Here is a 22,013-nt window from a genome sequence, read left to right as displayed (position 1 = left end):
GATCACTCCTCCAGCTCGCGTGACTGATAGCGATGGAACAGCGCGATGGGGATCAGCAGCAGCAGCAGCATCACCATGGCCAGCGCGGAGGCCACCGGCCAGTCGCGGTTGAGGAAGAACTCCTCCCACAGCACCTTGCCGATCATCACCGTGTTGGGCCCACCGAGCAGTTCGGGGATCACGTACTCCCCCACCGCGGGGATGAACACCAGCATGGAGCCGGCGATGATGCCCCCCCTGGAGAGCGGCAGGGTCACGGTGAGGAAGGTATTGAAGGTACGCGAGCCCAGGTCCGAGGCGGCTTCCAGCAGGGAGTCGTCGAGCCGGGTCAGGTTGGCGTAGAGCGGCAGGATCATGAACGGCAGGTAGGCATAGACGATGCCCAGCATCACCGCGAAGTTGGTGTTCATCATGCGGATCGGCGAGTCGATGAGGCCGACCCACAGCAGCAGGTTGTTGATCAGCCCGGTGTTGCTGAGGATGCCCATCCAGGCGTAGACCCGGATCAGGAAGGAGGTCCAGGAGGGCAGCATCACCAGCAGCAGCAGCACCAGCTGCCAGCGCGCCGGGGTGCGGGCCATGGCGTAGGCCATGGGGTAGCCGATCAGCAGGCAGAAGACGGTCGAGAGGAAGGCGATCTTCACCGAGCCCCAGTAGGCCGCCACATAGAGCGAATCGCTGGCAAGGAACAGGTAGTTGCCCAGGTTCAGCGCGATGTTGAGGGTCTCGGCCGTGACATCGAGAATCGGCTGGTAGGGCGGCACCGCGATGGCCGCCTCCGACAGGCTGATCTTCAACACGATGGCGAAAGGTGCCAGGAAGAACAGCGAAAGCCACAGCAGCGGCACGGCGATGACCCAGCCGCGTCCGGGACGCAGGCGCCGCTTCAGGCGCTCGAAGGCTATGGGTTTCATGGGGCTCCTCACCGGTTCGGGCCGGGGCTCATGCTGCACTCACACATGCAGTGCTAATCGTGCAGGGCTAGTCGTGAAGGGCTTACTCGTGAAGGACCACGGCGCTCATCGCGTCCCAGCTGACGTAGACCGGCTCGTCCCAGCCGGGGCGGTCGCCGCGGCGCTCGACGTTGGCCAGGCTGGCCTTGACCAGGACACCCGTCTCGGTACGCACGAAGTAGACCGAGAGCCCGCCCAGGTAGGCGATATCCTCAACCGTGCCGGCGGTCCAGTTGTACTCGCCCTCCGGGCGGGTGCGGGAGAGCGCGGTCTTCTCCGGTCGCACGGCCACCCATACCCGGCGCTCGTCGGCCTGGGTGCTGACCCCGTGGCTGATGTAGATGTCGCGCCCCAGCCGGGCACTCGAGATGATGCAGTGGTCGGCCTCGTCGACGCGAATTTCCCCCTCGAAGAGGTTCACGGTGCCCACGAACTCGGCCACCATGCGGCTCGACGGGCTCTCGTAGACGTCCACCGGCGTGCCCACCTGGGCGATCCAGCCATCGGACATGATTGCCACCCGGTCGGCCATGGTCATGGCCTCCTCCTGGTCGTGGGTGACCATGATGCAGGTCACCCCGACCCGCTCGAGGATCGTCACCACTTCGAGCTGCATCTCGGTGCGCAACTTCTTGTCCAGCGCGCCCATGGGCTCGTCGAGCAGCAACAGCTTGGGCCGCTTGGCCAGCGACCTGGCCAGCGCCACCCGCTGGCGCTGGCCGCCGGAGAGCTGCTGGGGCTTGCGACGGGCGAAGGCCTCCATGTGCACGAGCTTGAGCATCTCGGTCACCCGCTGCTCGATCTCGGCCCGGGGCAGGCGGTCCTGCTTGAGCCCGAAAGCGATGTTCTGCGCCACGGTCATGTGGGGGAAGAGCGCGTAGGACTGGAACATCATGTTGATCGGCCGCTCATAGGGCGGCATGGCGGTGATGTCCTCGCCGTCGAGCAGGACCTGCCCGTCACTGGGTGTCTCGAAGCCGGCCAGGATGCGCAGCAGGGTCGACTTGCCGGAACCCGACCCGCCCAGCAGGGCGAAAATCTCGCCCTGGCGGATGGTCAGGTTGACGTCATCCACCGCCAGTTCGCCGTCGAAGCGCTTGCTGATCCGGCGGATCTCGACCAGGTCATCACCGGTGCGTCGCCCGGGCGGACGCGCCGGCTCCCTGGCCGCACTCTCGTTGGGGGGCATGGACATCTCCTCTTCGACTCGCCCATGGCGACCCTCGCCATGAGCAGCGACGGCCTCAGCGGCCGGATTTCACGCGGTTCCACACCCGGGTCCGCACGCGCTGGACGGCCAGGGGCTTCTCCTCGGCCACGTATAGGTTGTCCATCACCTCCTGGTCGGGGTAGATGGCCGGGTCGTTGAGGATCTCCGGGGCGAGGAACGCATTGGCGGCCAGATTGGGGTTGGCATAGACCACATACTCGGTGATCGCCGCGGCGATCTCGGGCTCGAGGATGAAGTTGATGAAGGCGTGGGCGTTGTCCGGGTTCGGCGCATCCACGGGGATCGCCATCATGTCGAACCACAGCGCGGCGCCCTCCTTGGGGATGCTGTAGGCGATGGTGAAGTCGCGACCCGCCTCTTCGGCACGGTCGGCGGCCTGGAAGATATCGCCGGAGTAGCCCGCCGCCACGCAGATGTCGCCGTTGGCCAGATCGGTGATGTAGCGCGAGGAGTGGAAGTAGGTGATGTGGTCACGCACCGCGGCGACCAGGTCACCGGCAGCCTCGAGATCCGCGGCCTCCTCGGAGAGCGGCGAGAGGCCCAGGTAGGCCATGGCCGGTGAGAGCATCTCGTCGCCGGAATCGAGCATCGAGAGCCCGCACCCCGCCTCGTGGAGGGCGGCGGTCACCTCGGGGTCGAAGAGCAGCGCCCAGGAATCCAGCGGCGCATCATCACCGAGGATCTCGGTGACCCGGTCGACGTTGTAGCCGATGCCGTTGGTGCCCCACATGTAGGGGACCGAGTGGCGGCTGCCCGGGTCCACGATCTCCAGGTCGTCCATCAGCTCCGGGTTGAGGTTGCTCAGGTTGGGCAGCTTGTCATGGTCGAGCTCCTGATACACACCGGCGCTGACATGGCGGGTCAGGTAGTGGTTGGAGGGCACCACCACGTCATAGCCGGAACGCCCGGCGAGCAGGGCGGCGTCGAGCACCTCGTTGCTGTCGTAGACGTCGTAGACCACCTCGATGCCGGTGGCGTCGGTGAACTTCGCCAGGGTGTCCGGCGCGATGTAGTCGGACCAGTTGTAGATCCGTACTTCACCGGCCGCCTGGGCGGTGGCGGCGCCGAGCACCAGGCTGGCGGCGGCCACGGCCAGGGAGAGTCGCTTGGTTTGCATCATCCTTCACCTCTCGTCACTTGTTGTTATCGGTCGCCCTGGGACGGGCCCGACGAGGCCAGCGTAGCCACCCGCTCAGCGAGCGGTCTCAACGCTGGCGGGTCGTGTCAGACACTCAGCAGCAGGAATTCCCGCTCCCAGGAGCTGATTACGCGCTTGAAGTTCTCGTTTTCCACCCGCTTGACCGCCACGAAGCCGGTCACGAACTTGCTGCCCATGTAGGTCTCGAGCTCGGCACAGTGCTCCATGCGTTCCAGCGCCTGCTCCAGGGTGAAGGGCAGGCGCAGGTTGCGGCGTTCGAAGGCGCGCCCCTGTACCGGCGCCGAGGGATTGAGCTTCTGGATCATCCCCAGGTAGCCGCACAGCAGGCTCGCCGCAATGGCCAGGTAGGCGTTGGCATCGGCGCCCGGCAGGCGGTTCTCGACCCGACGGTTCTGCGGGTTGGAGTCGGGCACCCGCAGGCCGCAGGTGCGGTTCTCCTCGCCCCACTCCACGTTGACCGGCGCCGAGGTGTCGGGCAGGAAGCGGCGGAAGGAGTTGACGTTGGGGGCCATCAGCGGCAGCGACTCGGGGATGAACTTCTGCAACCCGCCGATGTGGTGCAGGAAAAGCTGGCTCATGGTGCCGTCGGCGTTCGAGAAGATGCTCTTGCCGCTCTGCGCATCGAGCACGCTCTGGTGGATATGCATGGCGCTGCCCGGCTCGTTGGTCACCGGCTTGGCCATGAAGGTGGCGGCCACGTCGTGCTTCAGGGCCGCCTCGCGCATGGTGCGCTTGAACAGGAACACCTGGTCGGCCAGGGTCAGGGGGTCGCCGTGACGGAAGTTGATCTCCATCTGGGCGGTGCCCTCCTCGTGAATCAGGGTGTCGATATCCAGCCCCTGGGCCTCGCACCAGTCGTACATGTCCTCGAACAGCGGGTCGAACTCGTTGGCGGCGTCGATGGAGAAGGACTGTCGACCGGTTTCCTGGCGGCCACTGCGGCCGATGGGCGGCTGCAGGGGCAGGTCCGGGTCCTCGCAGCGCTTGGTGAGGTAGAACTCCATCTCCGGCGCCACGATGGGCCGCCAACCCTGCTCGGCGTAGAGCGCCAGCACCTTCTTGAGCTGGTTGCGGGCAGAGAGCTCGATGGGGTTGCCCATCTTGTCGAAGCAGTCGTGGATCACCTGGGCGGTGGGCTCCAGCGCCCAGGGCACCGAATAGGCCGCCCCCCCATCGGGCTTGCAGATCATGTCGATGTCGGCGGGGTCGAGCAGCGAATAGTAGATGTCGTCCTCGACGTAGTCGCCGGTCACCGACTGCAGCAGCACGCTCTCCGGCAAGCGCATGCCCTTCTCGGCCACAAACTTGGAGACCGGCGTGATCTTGCCGCGGGCGATGCCGGTGATATCCATCACCAGGCACTCCACCTCGGTGATGCGTCGCTCCTTCAACCAGCTTTCCAGGTCTTTCATGGAACCCTCATCAGGCGCCCGGCGGACGGGCGCTCGTCATAGTCGATCGCGCAGTTTGTAGAAGGCGGTGGCCAGCACCAGCAGCGGCGTGCGCAGTGTCTCACCGCCGGGGAAGCGTCGATGGGGCATGGCGGCGAAGGCATCGAAGCGCTCGGCGTGGCCGGCCACCGCCTCGGCCATCAGCTTACCGGCCAGCCCCGCCAGGGCCATGCCGTGGCCGGAGTAGCCCTGGGCATAGTAGAGCGTCTGGCCGATGCGGCCGAAGTCCGGTGCCCGATTGAGGGTGATGGCCACCTCGCCGCCCCAGCGGTAGTCGATGCGCACGCCGGAGAGCACCGGGAAGAGCCGGGCAATCTTGGCATCCATGCGCGCCTGCAGGCCTGCCGGCTCGCGGCCGGTGTAGCTCACCTCACCGCCGTAGATCAACCGGCGATCGGCGGAGAGACGATAGTAGTCGAGCACGAAGTTGGCATCCGACAGCGCATCGTTCCGGGGCAGCACCTGGGCGGCGCGCTCGGCACACAGCGGTTCGGTGGCGATGATGTAGTTGGCGGCGCGCATCACCCGGCCATCCAGTTCCGGCACCAGGCCGTGCTGGAAGGCGTTGGTGCCCAGCACCACGAAATCGGCGCTGACGCTGCCCGCGTGGGTGACCACCCGATGGGTAGACCCCTGGCGGATCTCCAGGGCCGGGCTGCCCTCGTGGAGCACGGCCCCCGCCTCGCGGGCGGCGCGGGCGAGGCCGAGAGTGTAGTTGAGCGGGTGCAGGTGGCCCGCCTCGCTCTCGAACAGGGCCCCGGGATAGGCGTCGCTGACCACGTGCTCGCGAAGGGCCTCGCCCTCGAGCCAGCCCAGCGCCTGGTAGCCGTAGTCCCGCGCCAGGCGATCGCGGAAGGTCTTGAGCTCACGCACGTGGCGCGGCTTGACCGCGGCGTGCAGGTAGCCCCAGGCGAGGTCGCAGGGGATGGCGTGGCGCGCGATGAGCTCGGCGGTCAGGCGCACCGCCTCGCGGCTCATCGCCCAGATATCCCGGGCGACCGAGAGACCCAGCGTCCGCTCAACGGTGGCGATGTCGGTGCCCAGCCCCGGCAGGATCTGGCCGCCGCTGCGCCCGGAGGCGCCGTGGCCGATCTCGCTGGCCTCGAGCAGCACCACCGAGTAGCCGCGCTCGGCCAGATGCAGCGCCGCCGAGCAGCCGGTGACCCCGCCCCCGACCACGCAGACATCGGCACGCACCTCGCCCGCCAGCGGCGGGCAGGGGCCGAGGTCGACGGCAATGGAATCGCGGTACCAGGAAACCGGACGCCGATCGAGGCGGGAGGGGCGGGAAGCCGATGCGGTCATACGCAGTGCGCTCGTTCTCGTTGTTGTTAGGTGAGTTGATTCCCTGACCAGTTTGACACCAGGCGCCGCGAGGTTGTCAAGTAATCAATAACAACGTTGCACCCGAGCTATTGAGCCAGACAACCGCCAGCCCACCATCGCGGCGCTTTCGACTCCAGGCCGGCGCGGAGGGCGTCAAGAAATGACCACCAACTGCCACCACGCCCTCAGCCGCCGCAGACCGGGCAGGCGGGATCGCGAGGCACCCGGAAGTGTCGCCACTGGCCGGAGAGGCCGTCGAAGGTGGAGAGCCCCCGATGGGGCGTGCCGGCGCCGCTGAGCAGCTTGATCGCCTCCAGCGCCTGGAAGCTGCCGATCAGCCCCACCAGCGGCGCCACCACGCCGCTCTCAGCGCAGGAGAGCGCCTCGTCGCCGCTGTCGTCGGGCGGATAGAGACAGGCGTAGCAGGGGCCCTCGGGGTCGCGGAGGTCGAAAACCGCCAGTTGGCCGGTGAAGCGGATCGCCGCCCCGGAGACCAGCGGCACGCCGGCCTCGCGGCAGGCGGCGTTGATGGCGTAGCGGCTGGAGAAGCGATCGGTGCAGTCGAGCACCACATCGGCCGCCGCCACCGCCGCGGCCAGGGCCGTGCCCTCCAGGTGGGCGGTGAGGGTCTCGATGGTGCAGCCGGGGTTGAGCGCTCTCGCCGCCTCGCGGGCCGACTGGGCTTTGTTGCGGCCCAGGTCCGCCTCGCCGTGGGCGATCTGGCGCTGAAGGTTGGAGAGCTCCACCGCGTCGGCGTCGGCCAGGGTCAGCCGCCCCACACCGGCGGCGGCCAGGTAGAGGGCCACCGGCGAGCCGAGCCCGCCGGCGCCCACCACCAGGGCGTGGCCGGCCAGCAGCCGCTCCTGCCCCTCGATGTCGATCTGGGCCAGCATGATCTGGCGGCTGTAGCGCAGCAGGTCCCCATCGTTCATGGTCGCGGTCACTTGTCCTCGAACTCCTCGATGTCGGGCACGTGGAGGGAGAACTCCTCCTTGACCTCCTCCATCACCACGTAGCTCTTGGACTCCTTGACCCCCGGCAGGGTCAGCACCACGTCGCCGAGCAGCTGGCGATAGGCGGACATCTCGGGGATGCGGCACTTGAGGATGTAGTCGAACTGCCCGGAGACCAGATGGCACTCCTGGATCTGGGGCAGCTTGGAAACGGCGCGACGGAACTCGTCGAACACCGCCGGCGACTGGGTCTCCAGGCTGATCTCCACGAAGACCAGCAGGTTGGCCTTCAGCGCCCGGGGATCGAGTACCGCCTTGTAGCCGCGGATCACGCCCGCACGTTCCAGGCGCTTGACCCGTTCCAGGCAGGGCGTGGTGGAGAGCCCGACCTGGGTGGCCAGGTCCACGTAGGAGATGCGCGCGTTGTCCTGCAGGCAGCGCAGGATCTTGAGGTCGATGCGGTCGAGGGAGCGAGTCTTGGCTTTCATTGGCGTGGTGGCTGTGTCGGTCTTGGGAGTGGCGGATAGAGCCGGCGTGACAGTCGATCCGACTGAAAACCACCGCCACGATGGCGGCAAATGGGTCTTCAGTCATGAAATCACGGCGGCTTTCGGTATTATTTTCTGATCAAGATGTACCACACCCCCGCCGGCCACTGCCAGCCGCCCCCTCAACGTCCCGGCCAGCGCCCCAGAGTGACCCGCTCATGGCCGGCCAGGTCGAGCCGCGTCGTCACCTCAAGATAGCCGGCCGCCACCAGGGCCTCGCGCACCGCCGAGCCCTGCTCGGCGCCGTGCTCGAGCAGCAGCCAGCCATCCAACGCCAGGTGCCCACGCGCAGTGCGTACCAGATGGTACAGATCGGCCAGGCCGCCCTCCCCGGCCACCAGGGCGCTCACCGGCTCGAAGCGCAGGTCGCCCCGGGCCAGATGGGGGTCATCATCGGCGAGATAGGGCGGGTTGGAGACGATCAGCTCGAAGCGCTGGGTGGCCCTCTCCCCGTTACCCAGCGTGGCGAACCAGTCGCTCTGGCGGAAGGAGGCATTGACAATGGCGAGTCGCGCGGCGTTGCGCACGGCCAGCGCCACGGCCTCGGCGCGCAGATCCACCCCCATCACCCCCCAACCCGGCCGCTCGCTGGCCAGGGCCAGCGCGATGGCGCCGGTACCGGTGCCCAGATCCAGCAGACGCCCGGTGGCCGCGGACGCCTTCTCCAGGGCGGCCTCCACCAGAGTCTCGGTGTCGGGGCGGGGAATCAGGGTGCTGGGCTCGGTGACCAGCTGCAGCCCCCAGAACTCCCGCTCGCCGGTGAGATAGGCCACCGGCTCGCCGGCCTCGCGCCGTGTCAGCAGCGCCTCGAAGCACGCCACCTTCGCCGCCTCGGCCTCGCAATCACCCCAGGTGTAGAGCCAGGTGCGATCGACCCCGAGCAGATGGCACAGCAGCATCTCGGCGTCGAGCCGAGGGCTGGGCGAGCCGGCCGCCGCCAGGCGAGCGGCAGCCTCCACCAGCAGGGCATCGAGGCGCATCATGCCCTCCTGCACATCAGCCCTCCTGCACATCAGCCCTCCTGCTGCAGCGCGGCGAGCTGTTCCGCCTGGTACTCGTGGATCAGCGGGTCGATCACCTCGTCGAGCTGCTCGCCGCTGACCACCTCGCCGAGCTTGTAGAGGGTCAGGTTGATGCGGTGATCGGTGACCCGCCCCTGGGGGAAGTTGTAGGTACGGATGCGCTCGCTGCGATCGCCGGAACCGACCAGGCTCTTGCGCTCATCGGCCTGGGCCTGGCGGCGCGAGTCCACGGCGGTCTGCCTGAGCCTGGCGGCCAACAGCGACATCGCCTTGGCGCGGTTCTTGTGCTGGCTGCGCTCCTCCTGACACTCCACCACCACGCCACTGGGCAGGTGGGTGATGCGGATCGCGGAGTCGGTGGTGTTGACGTGCTGGCCGCCGGCGCCGCTGGAGCGGAAGGTATCCACGCGCAGGTCGGCGGAATTGATCTCGATGTCGCCCACCGCATCGGCCTCGGGCATCACCGCCACGGTGCAGGCGGAGGTGTGGATGCGTCCCTGAGACTCGGTGGCCGGCACCCGCTGCACCCGGTGGGCGCCGGATTCAAACTTGAGCCGGGCATAGACCCCGTCGCCCTTGATCCGCGAGATGATCTCCTTGTAGCCGCCCTGCTCGCCGTGGCTGGCGCTGACCACCTCCACCTTCCAGCTGTGCTGCTCGGCATAGCGGGAGTACATGCGAAACAGGTCGCCGGCGAACAGCGCTGCCTCGTCGCCGCCTGTGCCGGCGCGCACCTCCAGGAAGACGCTGCGTCCATCGTCGGGGTCCTTCGGAACCAGCAGCTGCTTGAGCCGTTCGTCCAGCGCCACGAGCTTCTCATGCCCCTCGGCCTGCTCCAGGGCGGCCAGTTCGCGCATCTCCGGGTCGCTGTCACAGGCCAACTGCTCGGCGTCCTCGATGTCGCCCTCCACGCCGCGGAATTCGCGCCAGGTCTCCACCAGGGGCTCGAGTTCGGCATATTCGCGGGAGTAGTCGCGGAAGCGGCTCTGGTCGCCGATCACCTCGGGATCCGCCAGCAGGGCGGAGAGCTCCTCGAAGCGCTCGCCGAAGGCGTCGAGGCGCTGACGCAGGGAAGCTTTCATGGGTTGTCCTATCGGGTCTTGTCGGGGGAGGCGTCGAGCAGCAGGGCGCCGGCGGCCTCGAGCAGGTCGTGGCGTTCAACGGAGGCGGCCTCGCGCAGCGCCACGGTGGGGCGATGCAGCAGCCGGTTGGTGAGCTGATGGGCCAGGCGGCGCACCACCGCCTCGGGATCCTCGCCGTGTCTCAATCTCGCCAGGGCCTGCTCAAGGGAGAGGTCGCGCAGCGACTCGCCGCGACGGCGGAAGTCGTGGATCAGCTCGCCGCCGCTGCGGATGCGCCGCTCATGGAGCCAGGCGCCCACCCCGTGTTCAATCAGCGATTCGGCCTGGTCGGCGGCTACCTGGCGATGGCGGCGGTTCTCCTTGATCACCTCCTGAAGGTCATCCACGGAGTACAGAAAGATGTCGGAGAGCTTACCCACCTCGGGCTCGATGTCCCGGGGCACGGCGATGTCGACCATAAAGATCGGCCGATGGCGGCGCTTCTTCAGCGCGCGCTCCACCATGCCCTTACCGATGATCGGCAGCGGTGCCGCGGTGGAGGAGATGACGATGTCGGCCTCCACCAGGGCATCGGGAATCCCGTCCAGGGCGATGGCCTTGGCGCCCAGGCTGCCGGCCAGCAGCTCGGCCCGCTCGCGGGTGCGGTTGGCCACGGTGAGCTGGCGCACGCCGGCCTCGTGCAGATGCCGCGCGACCAGCTCGATGGTCTCGCCGGCGCCGATCAGCAGGGCCCGGGCGCGGCCGAAGTCGTCGAAGATGCGGCTGGCCAGGCTGACCGCCGCATAGGCCACGGAGACAGGGTTGCGCCCGATGCCAGTCTCGGTACGCACCTGCTTGGCCACCGCGAAGGTGTGCTGGAACAGACACTCGAGCTCCTTGCCGAGGCCGCGGGCCTCGCGACTGGCCTGGTAGGCGTCTTTGAGCTGGCCGAGGATCTGCGGCTCACCGAGCACCATGGAGTCCAGTCCCACGGCCACCCGCATCAGGTGGCGGGCGGCCTCATTGTCCAAGTAGTGGTAGGCACAGGTCGAGAGATCCGCCACCGGCAGGCCGTGGAAGCGGCCCAGCCAGTCGAGGACGGCCGCCTCGCCCTGGGGCTCGGTGACGCAATAGAGCTCTGTGCGGTTGCAGGTCGAGAGAACCGCTGCTTCCTTGACCTGAGGCAAGCCGCGCAGCTCGCCCAGCGCCGTCTCGAGCTGGGCGGGGTTAAAAGCCACCTGCTCGCGCACCTCGACGGTGGCGGTACGATGGTTGATTCCTAGGGCAAGCAGCGTCATGCGTCGGGCATCTTTGCTAGTGGTGGCCGGCCTGGGCGGCATCCTGATCATTGGGCCAAGATACTACCATAGCGACGCCCGCTTGGCCGCCTCCCCCGGTGCGCTTTGCCCACGCCGGTCAAGCCGTTATGCTGGCCCTTCGGCCCTGCCAACGAGACCCCCATGCCTGCCGTTTTCCCCTCGCCACTTCGCCTGCTTCCCACCCGCCTCGCTCCGCTGGCGCTTGCGGTGCTGCTGGCCGGCTGCCAGACGCTATCGGCCGTGGGCGGTGCAAGCGAACCCCTGGACGACCCCCTGGCCGGCGCCCCACCCATCACCCGCGGCCTGGACGCCGAGGGGCTGGCCGGCCTGCTCACCGCAGAGCTGGCCGGCCAGCGCGGCGACTACCGCCGCGCGGCTCTGGGTTATCTGGAGGCTTCCGAGCGTTACGCCACCCCGACGCTGGCCGAGCGCGCGGCCCTGGCGGCCAGCTTCAGCAACGACAGCGACCTGTTGGCCCGGGCCGCCGACCGCTGGCAGGCCCTGTCGCCCGAGGCAGAAGCGCCCTCGCGGCTGCTGGCCGGGCTCGCCGTCCAGCGCGGCGACTGGCCCGAGGCGCTTCGCCAGCGCCTGGTGCTGATCGAGCGTGGCAGCGAGAGCGACCTGACCGCCTTCATCGAGGCCGCACTGGCCGAGAACGCTAACCCGGCGCCGCTGCTGGCGCTGCTGCGCCCCTGGCTACCCCGCGCGCCCCAGGGGGCAGTCCGCCAGGATGCCGAACTGGCTACCGCCCTGCTGGAGGTCTCCGCTGGCAATACCGTCGCGGCCGAACGGCGCCTGGAACGCCTGGGCGACAGCGCCCCGTCGCTTCCGGCGCTGTGGCTGACCCGGGCCCGCCTGGACCAGGAGCGCGGCGACCACCGAGGCGCTCGTGATGCCGCCCGCCGCGGGCTTGCCGCCTCGCCGGATGACGCCCGCTTCATTTTGCTGCTGGCCCAGAGCGAGCTGCGCCTGGGTAACATCGCCGCCGCCGAGGCGAGCACCGACGCCCTGCTCGAGGATCACGCCGGCAACGAGGAACTGCGCCTGGCACTGGCCCGGCTCTACCTCGATGAGCAGGCCACCGAGGCGGCCCGACGCCTGCTGCTGCCCCTGGTGGACGCTGCCGACACCCCGCCGCTGGCCTTCCTGCTGCTCGGCGCCACCGCCGAGGCGGAGGGCGAGGCGGACAACGCCCTGCTCTACTACCGCCAGGTGGCGCCGGGGCCCGAATTCCTGGCGGCCCGGCTGCGCGCCGCCGAGATGCTGATCGAGGATGATCGCCTGCTCGACGCCCGCGCCTTCCTGCGTATCGAGCGGCTGCGCCACGAGGCGCACTTCGCCGACCTGGTGACCCTGGAAGTGGAGCTGCTGGAGCGGGAGGGGCTCGCCGAGGAGGCCAGCGCCCTGCTCGACCGCGAGCTCGACCGCACCCCCAACGACGAGCCGCTGCTCTATCTGCGTGCCATGCGCGCCTGGGAGGCCGGCGACCCCGAGGCCATGGAGCGCGATCTGGGGCGCATCATCGAACGCGACCCGGACAACGCCATGGCCCTCAACGCCCTGGGCTACACCCTGGCCGACCTGAACAGCGGCGAGCGCCTCGACGAGGCCCGCGAGATGATCGAGCGCGCCCACGAACTCGACCCGGGCAATCCAGCCATCCTGGACAGCCTGGGCTGGGTGCACTACCGCCTGGGCGACCCCGAGCGCGCCCTGCCCTGGCTCGAGCGCGCCTACGCCCTGATGCCCGACCAGGAGATCGCCGCCCACCTGATCGAGGTGCTGTGGGCGTTGGAACAGCGAACCGAGGCCCACGAGCGCCTGGCCGAGGCGCTGGAACGCTTCGACGAACGCCCGCTGATCGATGAACTGCTCAGACGCATCCCCGAACTGGCCCCCTGACCCCTTCCCGCACCCCCCCCCCGAGCCCGTATCACCGCCAGAGAGAGACCCCATGACACTGCGCTTGCTTGCCAGACCGCTGATCCCCCTGCTCGCCCTGCTGCTGACCGGCTGTGCCGGTCGCACGCCCGCGCCGGACGGTGTGCGCACCGCCGGCCAGTGGCAGGCCCAGGCCGAGCGCACCGAGGCCCTGGACACCTGGATCCTGGTTGCGCGTGTCGGCCTGCGCACCTCACAGGACGGCACCAGCGCCAACCTGGACTGGAGCCAGCATCCCCACTACTACCGGATGCTGCTCAGCGGCCCCTTCGGCAGTGGTCGCAGCACCCTGGAGGGCCGCGAGGGGCGCTTCTCGCTGACCACCTCAGAGGGCCGTTTCGAGGCCGAGACCCCCGAGGCGCTGATGGAGGAGCAGCTCGGCTGGGCGCTGCCGGTGGGCGCCCTGCAGGACTGGGTGCGCGGCCTGCCCGGCACGGGCAGCGATTACCATCGGGAAGAGGATGAGCTGGGCTTCCCCGGCCGGCTCGAGCAAGACGGCTGGGAGATCGTCTACCGCGACTGGACCCGGGCGGAGACGCTGTGGCTGCCCCGGCGGCTGGTGATGACCTATGGCGACCTGCGCGTCACCCTGGTGGTCACCGACTGGCGCCCCGTCATCGATGACTGAGCAGGCGACCGAGCGAATGACTGACGCCACCCTGACCCTGCCGGCACCGGCCAAGCTCAACCGCCTGCTGCACATCGTCGGCCGCCGTTCGGACGGTTATCACGAGCTGCAGACCCTGTTCCAGTTCCTCGACCATGGCGACACCCTGCACCTGCGCCGCCGCGAGGACGGCGAGCTGCGCCTGACCCCCGAGCTCCCCGGGGTGGCCCGGGAGGAGAACCTGATCATGCGCGCCGCCCGCCTGCTCCAGACCGAGAGCGGCTGCCGACTGGGCGCCGATCTGCGCCTGGAGAAGCGCCTGCCGCTGGGCGGCGGCCTGGGCGGCGGCAGTTCGGACGCCGCCACCGCCCTTCTCGGCCTCGATGCCCTCTGGGGCCTGGGCCTCTCCCTCGAGCGCCTGGCCGAGCTCGGCCTCTCGCTGGGCGCCGACGTGCCGGTGTTCGTCCACGGCCATGCCGCTTGGGGCGAAGGCGTCGGCGAGCGCCTCACTCCGGTGGTCCTCGACACGCCCTGGTTCGTGGTGATCCACCCCGGCGTGGCGGTCTCCACCCCGGGGGTATTCGGGGCCGACGAATTGACACGCCACACACCCCCGATTACCATGGCGCGCGCTCTTCAGGGGGGAGCGCCGAGCTGGCGCAACGACTGCGAGGCCACGGTCAGGGCCCTGTACCCGCCCGTGGCAGAGGCGCTCGACTGGCTGTCGGCGAGGGCACCGACCCGGCTGACCGGGACCGGGGCCTGCGTCTTTGCCCGCCTGGCCCGCGAATCCGATGCCGACCGGCTGCTCGGCGAGATCGCCGGACGCTGGCAGGCCTTCAAGGCCCGCGGCCTGAACCGCTCTCCCCTTCATGATGTTCTGGGTCGATGAGCCCCACCTGGGCGGTGGTGCCCCTCTCGACACCCGATGACCCAATCCTGCATAGGTGGCTGCGCGTGTCAAAATTGATGGTTTTCGCCGGAAACGCCAATCCCGAACTCGCTCGAAAGATCGCCGAGAGCCTGGACACCCGCATGGGCAACGCCACGGTCGGCCAGTTCAGCGACGGCGAGATCGCGGTCGAGATCAACGAGAACGTGCGCGGCAAGGACGTCTTCGTCCTGCAGTCCACCTGTGCGCCGACCAACGACAACCTTATGGAACTGGTGCTGATGGTGGACGCCCTGCGTCGCGCCTCCGCGCACCGGATCACCGCCGTGGTGCCCTACTTCGGTTATGCGCGTCAGGATCGTCGCGTGCGCTCCGCCCGCGTGCCGATCTCCGCCAAGATCGTCGCCGACGTGCTGGTCAAGGCCGGGGTCGACCGGGTGATGACCATGGACCTCCACGCCGACCAGATCCAGGGCTTCTTCGACGTGCCGGTGGACAACGTCTACGGCTCGCCGATCCTGCTCGACGACATCGAGCGCCAGAACTACGAGAACCTGGTGGTGGTCTCCCCCGACGTGGGCGGCGTGGTCCGCGCCCGGGCCATCGCCAAGCAACTCAACGCCGATCTGGCCATCATCGACAAGCGTCGCCCCTCGGCCAACCAGGCCCAGGTGATGCACATCATCGGCGAGATCGAGGGGCGCAACTGCGTGGTGGTGGACGACATGATCGACACCGCCGGCACCCTGTGCAAGGCCGGCGAGGCCCTCAAGCAGCACGGCGCCCTGCGGGTGGTGGCCTACGCTACCCACCCGATCCTCTCGGGACCCGCGGTGGACAACATCGTCGGCTCGGTGCTCGACGAGGTGGTGGTTACCGATACCATTCCGCTCTCCGACAGCGCGCGGCGCTGCGGCCATATCCGCCAGCTCAGCGTGGCCGGCCTGATCGCCGAGGCGATCCGTCGGGTGAGCAATGAGGAATCCGTCAGCGCCATGTTCCACTGAGTCACCGCGCCATGCGCACGGGGACACGCGGGAACGGGTGCCGGAAAGCGCCCTGCGGGGCAAGTGGAAGCGTCACGGTCAGGTCGCGGGCCGCGGCGCCTTCCTTACTTCACTGAAGAGGCAATACCATGTCTGATTTTACCCTAACAGCCAGCGTTCGTAACGACCTGGGGAAAGGTGCGAGCCGCCGCCTGCGTCGTGAGAACCTCCAGGTGCCGGCCATCGTCTACGGCGGTGAGCAGGCTCCTCAGCCGATCTCCGTGGAGAAGGCCGCCTTCTACAAGGCCGTCGAGAGCGAGTCATTCTTCTCCTCGGTGATCGACCTGGTCATCGGCGGCAAGAGCGAGCAGGTGGTGGTGCGTGACATGCAGCGTCACCCCTTCAAGCCGCTGATCACCCACGCCGATTTCCTGCGCGTGGATGCCACCCACGAGATCACCCTCAACGTGCCGCTGCATGTGGTGGGCGAAGAGAACAACAGGGACATCAAGGATAATGACGGCGAGCTGCACGTCCTGGCCAACGAGATCCAGGTCAGCTGCCTGCCCAAGGACCTACCCGATTACTTGGAAGTGGACATCTCCGAGGTCGAGCTGGGCACCACCCTGCACCTCTCCGACCTCCAGGTACCGGCCGGCGTGACCCTGGTCGACCTGACCCACGGCGAGGATCACGACAACGCCATCCTGAGCGTCACCAAGGCCAAGGTCCGCGGTGGCGATGCTGATGACGAAGCCGCCGAGGGCGAGGAAGGCGAGGAAGGCAAGCAGGGCGACGAGGAGTAATCCTCACCCCGTCCTTCCCACCGTCCGGGGGCCGTGCGCGGCACGGCCCCTTCCGGTTACGATCAAGCGCCCCGGCGCTTGATTTTTTTTGGAGGCAACCGCCATGAGTCAGGTCAGAGCGATCATCGGGCTGGGCAATCCCGGCGCCGACTATGAGGCCACCCGTCACAATGCCGGCGCCTGGCTGGTGGAGGCGGTCGCGCGTCGCGCCGGCGCAGAGCTGCGTCCCGACCGCAAGTTCCTGGGCCTCTATGCCCGGGGCCAGCTCGAGGGCCAGGACGTCCACCTGCTCAACCCGACGACCTTCATGAACCGCAGCGGTGGCGCCGTGGCGGCGCTCTGCCAGTTCTACAAGCTCGCCCCCGACGAGTTGCTGGTGGCCCACGACGAGCTCGACCTTGATCCCGGTACCGCCCGCTACAAGACCGGCGGCGGCCACGGTGGCCACAACGGGCTGCGCGACATCATCAGCGCCCTGGGCAACGACCGCGGTTTCCACCGCCTGCGCCTCGGCATCGGGCACCCGGGCGATGCGAAACAGGTCACTCACTACGTGCTGGGCCGCCCCGGCAAGACCGAACACGCCGCCATCGAGGAGGCCATCGACGAGTGCCTGGCCACCCTGCCCCAGGCGCTCTCCGGCGACTGGGCCCGCGCCATGAACCGGCTGCACAGCTTCAAGGGCGCCTGATTGCCAGTATCTGATGGCCGAGTGTCCGATGGCCCGCTTATCGGTAGAATGGCGCCATCGTCAATCGTTACTCCCGACCTCTCTTTCCAGGATGCTTCCATGGGTTTCAACTGCGGTATCGTCGGCCTGCCCAACGTCGGCAAGTCGACCCTCTTCAACGCCCTCACCAAGTCCGGCATCGATGCCGAGAACTTCCCCTTCTGCACCATCGAGCCCAACGTCGGCATCGTGCCGATGCCCGACCCGCGCCTCGATGCCCTGGCCGAGATCGTCAAGCCGCAAAAGGTGCTGCCCACCACCATGGAGTTCGTCGATATTGCCGGGCTGGTAGCGGGCGCCTCAAAGGGCGAGGGGCTCGGCAACAAGTTCCTGGCCAACATCCGCGAGACCCAGGCCATCGCCCACGTGGTGCGCTGCTTCGACAACGACAACGTCATTCATGTCGCCAACCAGGTGGACCCTCGGGCCGATATCGAGATCATCAACATGGAGCTGGCTCTGGCCGACCTGGACACCGTGGAGCGCGCCATCCAGCGCCTGGTGCGGGTCGCCAAGGGCGGCGACAAGGAGGCCATCGCCACCAAGGCGATCCTCGAGCGCATCCAGCCGCACGTGGCCGAGGGCCTGCCGCTGCGAAGCTTCGGCCTCGATGCTGACGACGAGAAGGCCCTCAAGGGCTTCGGCTTCCTGACCCTGAAGCCCACCATGTACATCGCCAACGTCAACGAGGACGGCTTCGAGGCCAACCCCTACCTGGACGTGGTGCGCGAGATCGCCGAGGCCGAGGGCGCCGTGGTGGTGCCGGTGTGCAACCAGCTCGAGGCGGAGATCGCCGAGCTGGACGATGAGGAGCGCGCCATGTTCCTCGACGAGATGGGCATGGAGGAGCCGGGGCTCGACCGGGTGATCCGCGCCGGCTACGCGCTGCTGGGCCTGCAGACCTACTTCACCGCCGGGGTGAAGGAGGTGCGTGCCTGGACCGTCAAGGTGGGCGCCACCGCCCCCGAGGCCGCCGGGGTGATTCACACCGACTTCCAGAAGGGCTTCATCCGCGCCGAAGTCATCGCCTATGACGATTTCGTAAGCCTGAGCGGCGAGCAGGGCGCCAAGGACGCCGGCAAGTGGCGCCTGGAGGGCAAGGAGTATATCGTTCAGGATGGTGACGTGATCCACTTCCGCTTCAACGTGTAGACAGAATCAGGAGGAGGGACGCCATGCGCAAGAAGATCGTCAGGAACGAGGCCGAATGGCGCCAGCAGCTGACCCCCGAGCAGTACCGGGTCACCCGTGAGCGGGGCACCGAACCGCCCTTCAGCGGCAACTACCGGGTCAGCGACGAGCACGGCATCTACCACTGCGTCTGCTGCAACGCCCCGTTGTTCGAGAACGAGCACAAGTTCGACGCCGGCTGCGGCTGGCCGAGCTTCGACCGCCCGCTGGGCGAGCACCACGTCGAGGAGCGACAGGACGGCTCCCTTGGGATGCAGCGCACCGAGGTGGTCTGCGCCCACTGCGAGGCCCACCTGGGTCACGTCTTCCCCGACGGTCCGCCGGACACCACCGGGTTGCGCTACTGCATCAACTCGGTGGCCATCGACTTTCACGCCGGGGAGTAGCACTCCGTCGAGTCGCCCACCGTCTGACCTGCCGCGGCCGCCCTTCTGGTAAGATGGGCGGCCGTTCTTTTGGCTGACTCAAGTGAGGCCCCCATGCTCGGCTGGTTTCCGGGACACATGAATAAGGCGAGGCGCCAGATCACCGAGGCGCTGCCGGAGGTCGACGTGGTGATCGAGGTGCTCGACGCCCGCCTGCCCTACTCCAGCGCCAACCCCATGCTCGCGTTGCTGACCCGCCACAAGCCGGTGCTCAAGCTGCTGTCGCGGGCCGACCTGGCCGATCCGGCGCGCACCGCCGAATGGGTGGCCTTCTTCGATGCCCAGCCCGACATGCGCGCCCTGGCCGTGACCACCACCAACGCCCGTGAGCTCAAGCGCATCCCCAGGCTGTGCCACGAGCTGGCCGGGGCCGTGCGCCCCGACCGCGACGTGCGGGTGATGATCATGGGCATCCCCAACGTCGGCAAGTCGACCCTGATCAACGGCCTGGCCGGCAGGAGCATCGCCAAGACCGGCAACGAGCCCGCGGTCACCAAGCGCCAGCAGAAGGTACGCATCGACGGGCGCGTGGCGCTGATCGACACCCCCGGCGTGCTGTGGCCCAAGATCGAGGATCAGGCCAGCGCCTACCGCCTGGCCGCCAGCGGCGCCATCCGGGATACCGCCATCGACTACGTGGATGTGGCCGTGGTCACCGCCGCCGAGCTGGCCCGCCGCTATCCCGAGGCGCTCACCGCGCGCTACAGGCTCAAGGCCCTGCCGAGCTACGCGGCCAACCCCGAGTCGGCGCGGGTCGAGGCCGACGGCCCGGCACGGGTCGACCTGCTGGCGATGGCCGGTTTCGACGGCCACGCGATACTGGCCGAGATCGCCTCCCGACGCGGCGGCCTGCGCCCCGGTGGCGAGGTCGACCTGCACCGCGGCGCCGAGGTGCTGCTCCACGAGCTGCGCGACGGCAAGCTCGGCCGCCTGACCCTGGAGACCCCGGCGGACATCCCGCCCGAGCCCATCCCGGGGCCAGAGTTGGAGCCGGCGCCCGCCGAGGATGACGCCGGCAGCGGCCACACCGCATAATCCCCCTTCGCCCGCCGCCCTGGACACTGGACACCGAACGACATGGACACCACCCCGATCCGGAAATCGCACAAGCTGCACAACGTCTGCTACGACATCCGCGGCCCGGTGCTCGACCACGCCAAGCGGCTGGAAGAAGAAGGCCAGCGGATCCTCAAGCTGAACATCGGCAACCCGGCCCCGTTCGGTTTCGAGGCCCCGGAGGAGATCCTCCAGGATGTGATGCGCAACCTGCCCACCGCCCAGGGCTACTGCGATTCCAAGGGGCTCTACTCGGCGCGCAAGGCGATCATGCAGGAGTGCCAGCGCAAGCACATACCCAATGTCGGCATCGAGGACATCTACATCGGCAACGGCGTCTCCGAGCTGATCGTCATGGCCATGCAGGCACTTCTCAACGACGGCGACGAGGTGCTGATCCCGGCCCCCGACTACCCGCTCTGGACCGCCGCCGCCAACCTCTCCGGCGGCCACGCCGTGCACTACCTGTGCGACGAGCAGGCCGACTGGGCGCCGGACATGGACGATATCCGTGCCAAGGTGACCGCCCACACCCGGGCCATCGTGATCATCAACCCCAACAACCCCACCGGCGCCGTTTACCCGCCGGCGGTGGTCCGCGAACTGCTGGAGATCGCCCGCCAGCACGATCTGGTGGTGTTCTCCGACGAGATCTACGACAAGATCCTCTATGATGACGTGGAGCACGTCTCCACCGGGGCCCTGGCCGGCGAGGACCAGCTGGTAGTGACCATGAACGGGCTCTCCAAGAGCTACCGTTGTGCCGGCTTCCGCTCCGGCTGGATGATCCTCTCGGGCCATATCGCCATGCAGCGAGCCGCCGACTTCATCCAGGGGCTGACCATGCTGGCCTCCATGCGCCTGTGCGCCAACGTGCCGGCCCAGCACGCCATCCAGACCGCGCTCGGCGGGTACCAGTCGATCAACGACCTGATCCTGCCCGGCGGGCGCCTGCTGGCCCAGCGTGACATCACCTTCGAGAGGCTCAACGCCATCCCCGGCGTCAGCTGCGTCAAGCCCAGGGGCGCGCTCTACGCTTTCCCGCGGCTCGATCCCAAGGTGTTCAACATCCAGGACGACCAGCAGCTGGTGCTCGATCTGCTGCTCCAGGAGAAGATCCTGCTGGTCCAGGGCACCGCCTTCAACTGGCCGGACCCGGACCACGTGCGCATCGTCACCCTGCCCTGGGCCGACCAGCTCGGCGACGCCCTGGATCGCTTCGCCCGCTTCCTGTCGCGCTATCGCCAATGATTCATCGCATCAATTCATCGCCGGGCCGGCGCAGCCTGTGCTTGAAACCCGCCCGCTCAGGCCGTATCTAAGTAAAAGCTTCTGAACGCCGCGCCACTGGCGCGGCACTTCTCCCAGCCCCCCCCCTGCTCGTGATAACCATCGGAGACCCCTCAACATGATGAGAATCCTGCTCTTCCTGGGCACCAACTTGGGCGTCATCCTCGTCGCCAGCATCACCCTGCGCCTGCTGGGCGTCGAGCCCTACCTGACTGCCCAGGGCATCAACTTCAACAGCCTGCTGATCTTCTGCTTCATCTTCGGCATGGCCGGCTCGATGATCTCGCTGTTCATCTCCAAGTGGATGGCCAAGCGCAGCACCGGCACCGTGATCATCGAGACGCCGAGCAATGCTACCGAGAAGTGGCTGCTCGACACCGTCGAGGAGCTTTCGCGCGACGCCGGCATCAAGACCCCGGAGGTTGGCATCTTCCCCGCCCAGCAGTCCAACGCCTTCGCCACCGGCTGGAACCGCAACGACGCCCTGGTGGCGGTCTCCGCGGGCCTGCTCAACCGCATGCGCCCCGAGGAAGTGCGCGCCGTGCTGGCCCACGAGATCGGCCACGTGGCCAACGGCGACATGGTGACCCTGGCGCTGATCCAGGGGGTGGTGAACACCTTCGTTATGTTCTTCGCCCGGGTGGTCGCCCACCTGGTCGACGGCTTCCTCAAGAGCCGCAGCGACGGCGCGGGGCTGGGCTTCATGGGCTACTTTGCGGTGGTGATCGTCGCCGAGATCGTCTTCGGCATCATCGCCTCGGCCATCGTCGCCTGGTTCTCGCGCTTCCGCGAGTACCGCGCCGACGCCGCCGGCGCCAGGCTCGCCGGCTCCGGCGCCATGATCAACGCCCTGGCCCGTCTCAAGGGCGAGACCGAGTTGCCCGACCAGATGCCGGACACCCTACGCGCCATGGCCATCACCAAGGGCCAGACCAAGTCGCTGATGGAGCGCCTGTTCGCCAGCCACCCGCCTCTGGACGACCGCATCCGCGCCCTCAAGGAAGCGGCCTACCGGCAGTAATCTTTTCCCCAGCCGAACCGCAGCGGGCCCGCCGATGGCGGGCCC

22 protein-coding genes are annotated in these 22,013 nt (G+C 68.1%); 12 read left to right on the top strand and 10 right to left on the bottom strand.

Features of this window, described 5'->3' with window-relative positions:
* Positions 1-2: 2 nt before the first annotated feature.
* From ACR80S_RS07725 to ACR80S_RS07695, 7 genes are all read right to left on the bottom strand, one after another.
* Complete coding sequence (locus ACR80S_RS07725; RefSeq protein ID WP_435402948.1) at positions 3-914, bottom strand: ABC transporter permease subunit; 912 nt, start codon at positions 912-914, stop codon at positions 3-5.
* An 82-nt stretch (positions 915-996) separates the two neighbouring features.
* Positions 997-2,142: a polyamine ABC transporter ATP-binding protein gene (gene potA, locus ACR80S_RS07720; RefSeq protein WP_435402947.1), complete on the bottom strand. Its 1,146-nt coding sequence runs from the start codon at positions 2,140-2,142 to the stop codon at positions 997-999.
* 55 nt (positions 2,143-2,197) lie between these two features.
* On the bottom strand, positions 2,198-3,304 hold the full coding sequence (locus ACR80S_RS07715) for a polyamine ABC transporter substrate-binding protein (protein WP_435402946.1): 1,107 nt from the start codon (positions 3,302-3,304) through the stop codon (positions 2,198-2,200).
* Positions 3,305-3,408: 104 nt separating this feature from the next.
* Positions 3,409-4,755 (bottom strand): glutamine synthetase family protein, encoded by a 1,347-nt coding sequence (locus ACR80S_RS07710; protein ID WP_435399968.1) that lies wholly within the window; start codon positions 4,753-4,755, stop codon positions 3,409-3,411.
* A 36-nt stretch (positions 4,756-4,791) separates the two neighbouring features.
* Positions 4,792-6,099 carry an NAD(P)/FAD-dependent oxidoreductase gene (locus ACR80S_RS07705; RefSeq protein WP_435402945.1) on the bottom strand — a complete coding sequence of 436 codons (1,308 nt, stop codon included), beginning with the start codon at positions 6,097-6,099 and terminating at the stop codon, positions 4,792-4,794.
* A 206-nt stretch (positions 6,100-6,305) separates the two neighbouring features.
* Entirely contained in the window at positions 6,306-7,052 is a 747-nt protein-coding gene (locus tag ACR80S_RS07700; RefSeq protein ID WP_435402944.1) for a HesA/MoeB/ThiF family protein, read from the bottom strand.
* Between the two features lie 8 nt (positions 7,053-7,060).
* The gene (locus ACR80S_RS07695) at positions 7,061-7,561 is read right to left on the bottom strand and encodes an Lrp/AsnC ligand binding domain-containing protein (RefSeq protein ID WP_435399971.1); all 501 of its coding nucleotides are present in this window, start codon (positions 7,559-7,561) and stop codon (positions 7,061-7,063) included.
* On the opposite strand from ACR80S_RS07695, the gene ACR80S_RS07690 reads away from it, so the two are divergent.
* Positions 7,551-7,700 carry a hypothetical protein gene (locus ACR80S_RS07690; protein ID WP_435399972.1) on the top strand — a complete coding sequence of 50 codons (150 nt, stop codon included), beginning with the start codon at positions 7,551-7,553 and terminating at the stop codon, positions 7,698-7,700. The genes ACR80S_RS07695 and ACR80S_RS07690 overlap by 11 nt on opposite strands.
* A 43-nt stretch (positions 7,701-7,743) precedes the next feature.
* Here ACR80S_RS07690 and prmC read toward each other — a convergent pair whose 3' ends face one another.
* Genes prmC through hemA form a run of 3 tightly spaced genes read right to left on the bottom strand, consistent with a single transcriptional unit; the run spans position 7,744 to position 11,002 of the window.
* Entirely contained in the window at positions 7,744-8,601 is an 858-nt protein-coding gene (gene prmC, locus ACR80S_RS07685) for a peptide chain release factor N(5)-glutamine methyltransferase (protein WP_435400099.1), read from the bottom strand.
* Between the two features lie 32 nt (positions 8,602-8,633).
* Positions 8,634-9,725: a peptide chain release factor 1 gene (gene prfA / locus ACR80S_RS07680; RefSeq protein ID WP_435399973.1), complete on the bottom strand. Its 1,092-nt coding sequence runs from the start codon at positions 9,723-9,725 to the stop codon at positions 8,634-8,636.
* A gap of 8 nt (positions 9,726-9,733) precedes the next feature.
* Positions 9,734-11,002 (bottom strand): glutamyl-tRNA reductase, encoded by a 1,269-nt coding sequence (gene hemA, locus ACR80S_RS07675; protein ID WP_435399974.1) that lies wholly within the window; start codon positions 11,000-11,002, stop codon positions 9,734-9,736.
* A 162-nt stretch (positions 11,003-11,164) separates the two neighbouring features.
* On the opposite strand from hemA, the gene ACR80S_RS07670 reads away from it, so the two are divergent.
* The 11 genes from ACR80S_RS07670 to htpX all read left to right on the top strand — a co-directional run bounded on the left by ACR80S_RS07670 (position 11,165) and on the right by htpX (position 21,968).
* Entirely contained in the window at positions 11,165-12,925 is a 1,761-nt protein-coding gene (locus ACR80S_RS07670; RefSeq protein ID WP_435402943.1) for a tetratricopeptide repeat protein, read from the top strand.
* A 52-nt stretch (positions 12,926-12,977) separates the two neighbouring features.
* Positions 12,978-13,592, top strand: a complete 615-nt coding sequence (lolB, locus tag ACR80S_RS07665) for a lipoprotein insertase outer membrane protein LolB (protein ID WP_435402942.1) — start codon at positions 12,978-12,980, stop codon at positions 13,590-13,592.
* 16 nt (positions 13,593-13,608) lie between these two features.
* Positions 13,609-14,463 carry a 4-(cytidine 5'-diphospho)-2-C-methyl-D-erythritol kinase gene (gene ispE / locus ACR80S_RS07660; protein ID WP_435399977.1) on the top strand — a complete coding sequence of 285 codons (855 nt, stop codon included), beginning with the start codon at positions 13,609-13,611 and terminating at the stop codon, positions 14,461-14,463.
* A gap of 65 nt (positions 14,464-14,528) precedes the next feature.
* Positions 14,529-15,470: a ribose-phosphate pyrophosphokinase gene (locus ACR80S_RS07655; protein ID WP_290904020.1), complete on the top strand. Its 942-nt coding sequence runs from the start codon at positions 14,529-14,531 to the stop codon at positions 15,468-15,470.
* A 128-nt stretch (positions 15,471-15,598) separates the two neighbouring features.
* A complete protein-coding gene (locus ACR80S_RS07650) occupies positions 15,599-16,255 on the top strand; it encodes a 50S ribosomal protein L25/general stress protein Ctc (protein WP_435399978.1) in 657 nt (218 codons plus the stop codon).
* A gap of 103 nt (positions 16,256-16,358) precedes the next feature.
* Complete coding sequence (pth, locus tag ACR80S_RS07645; RefSeq protein ID WP_435399979.1) at positions 16,359-16,946, top strand: aminoacyl-tRNA hydrolase; 588 nt, start codon at positions 16,359-16,361, stop codon at positions 16,944-16,946.
* 99 nt (positions 16,947-17,045) lie between these two features.
* On the top strand, positions 17,046-18,137 hold the full coding sequence (gene ychF, locus ACR80S_RS07640; RefSeq protein ID WP_435399980.1) for a redox-regulated ATPase YchF: 1,092 nt from the start codon (positions 17,046-17,048) through the stop codon (positions 18,135-18,137).
* Positions 18,138-18,160: 23 nt separating this feature from the next.
* Entirely contained in the window at positions 18,161-18,562 is a 402-nt protein-coding gene (gene msrB, locus ACR80S_RS07635) for a peptide-methionine (R)-S-oxide reductase MsrB (protein WP_435399981.1), read from the top strand.
* A 93-nt stretch (positions 18,563-18,655) separates the two neighbouring features.
* On the top strand, positions 18,656-19,636 hold the full coding sequence (gene ylqF / locus ACR80S_RS07630; protein WP_435402941.1) for a ribosome biogenesis GTPase YlqF: 981 nt from the start codon (positions 18,656-18,658) through the stop codon (positions 19,634-19,636).
* 42 nt (positions 19,637-19,678) lie between these two features.
* Entirely contained in the window at positions 19,679-20,908 is a 1,230-nt protein-coding gene (locus tag ACR80S_RS07625) for a pyridoxal phosphate-dependent aminotransferase (protein WP_435399983.1), read from the top strand.
* Positions 20,909-21,065: 157 nt separating this feature from the next.
* Positions 21,066-21,968: a protease HtpX gene (gene htpX, locus ACR80S_RS07620; protein WP_435399984.1), complete on the top strand. Its 903-nt coding sequence runs from the start codon at positions 21,066-21,068 to the stop codon at positions 21,966-21,968.
* The last annotated feature ends 45 nt before the right edge of the window (positions 21,969-22,013 follow it).

Origin of the sequence: Halomonas salsilacus (assembly GCF_051216275.1) — a bacterium.
GTDB lineage: Bacteria > Pseudomonadota > Gammaproteobacteria > Pseudomonadales > Halomonadaceae > Halomonas.
Note: the sequence above shows the minus strand (reverse complement) of the source record. Positions and strands in the feature narration are given on the sequence as shown.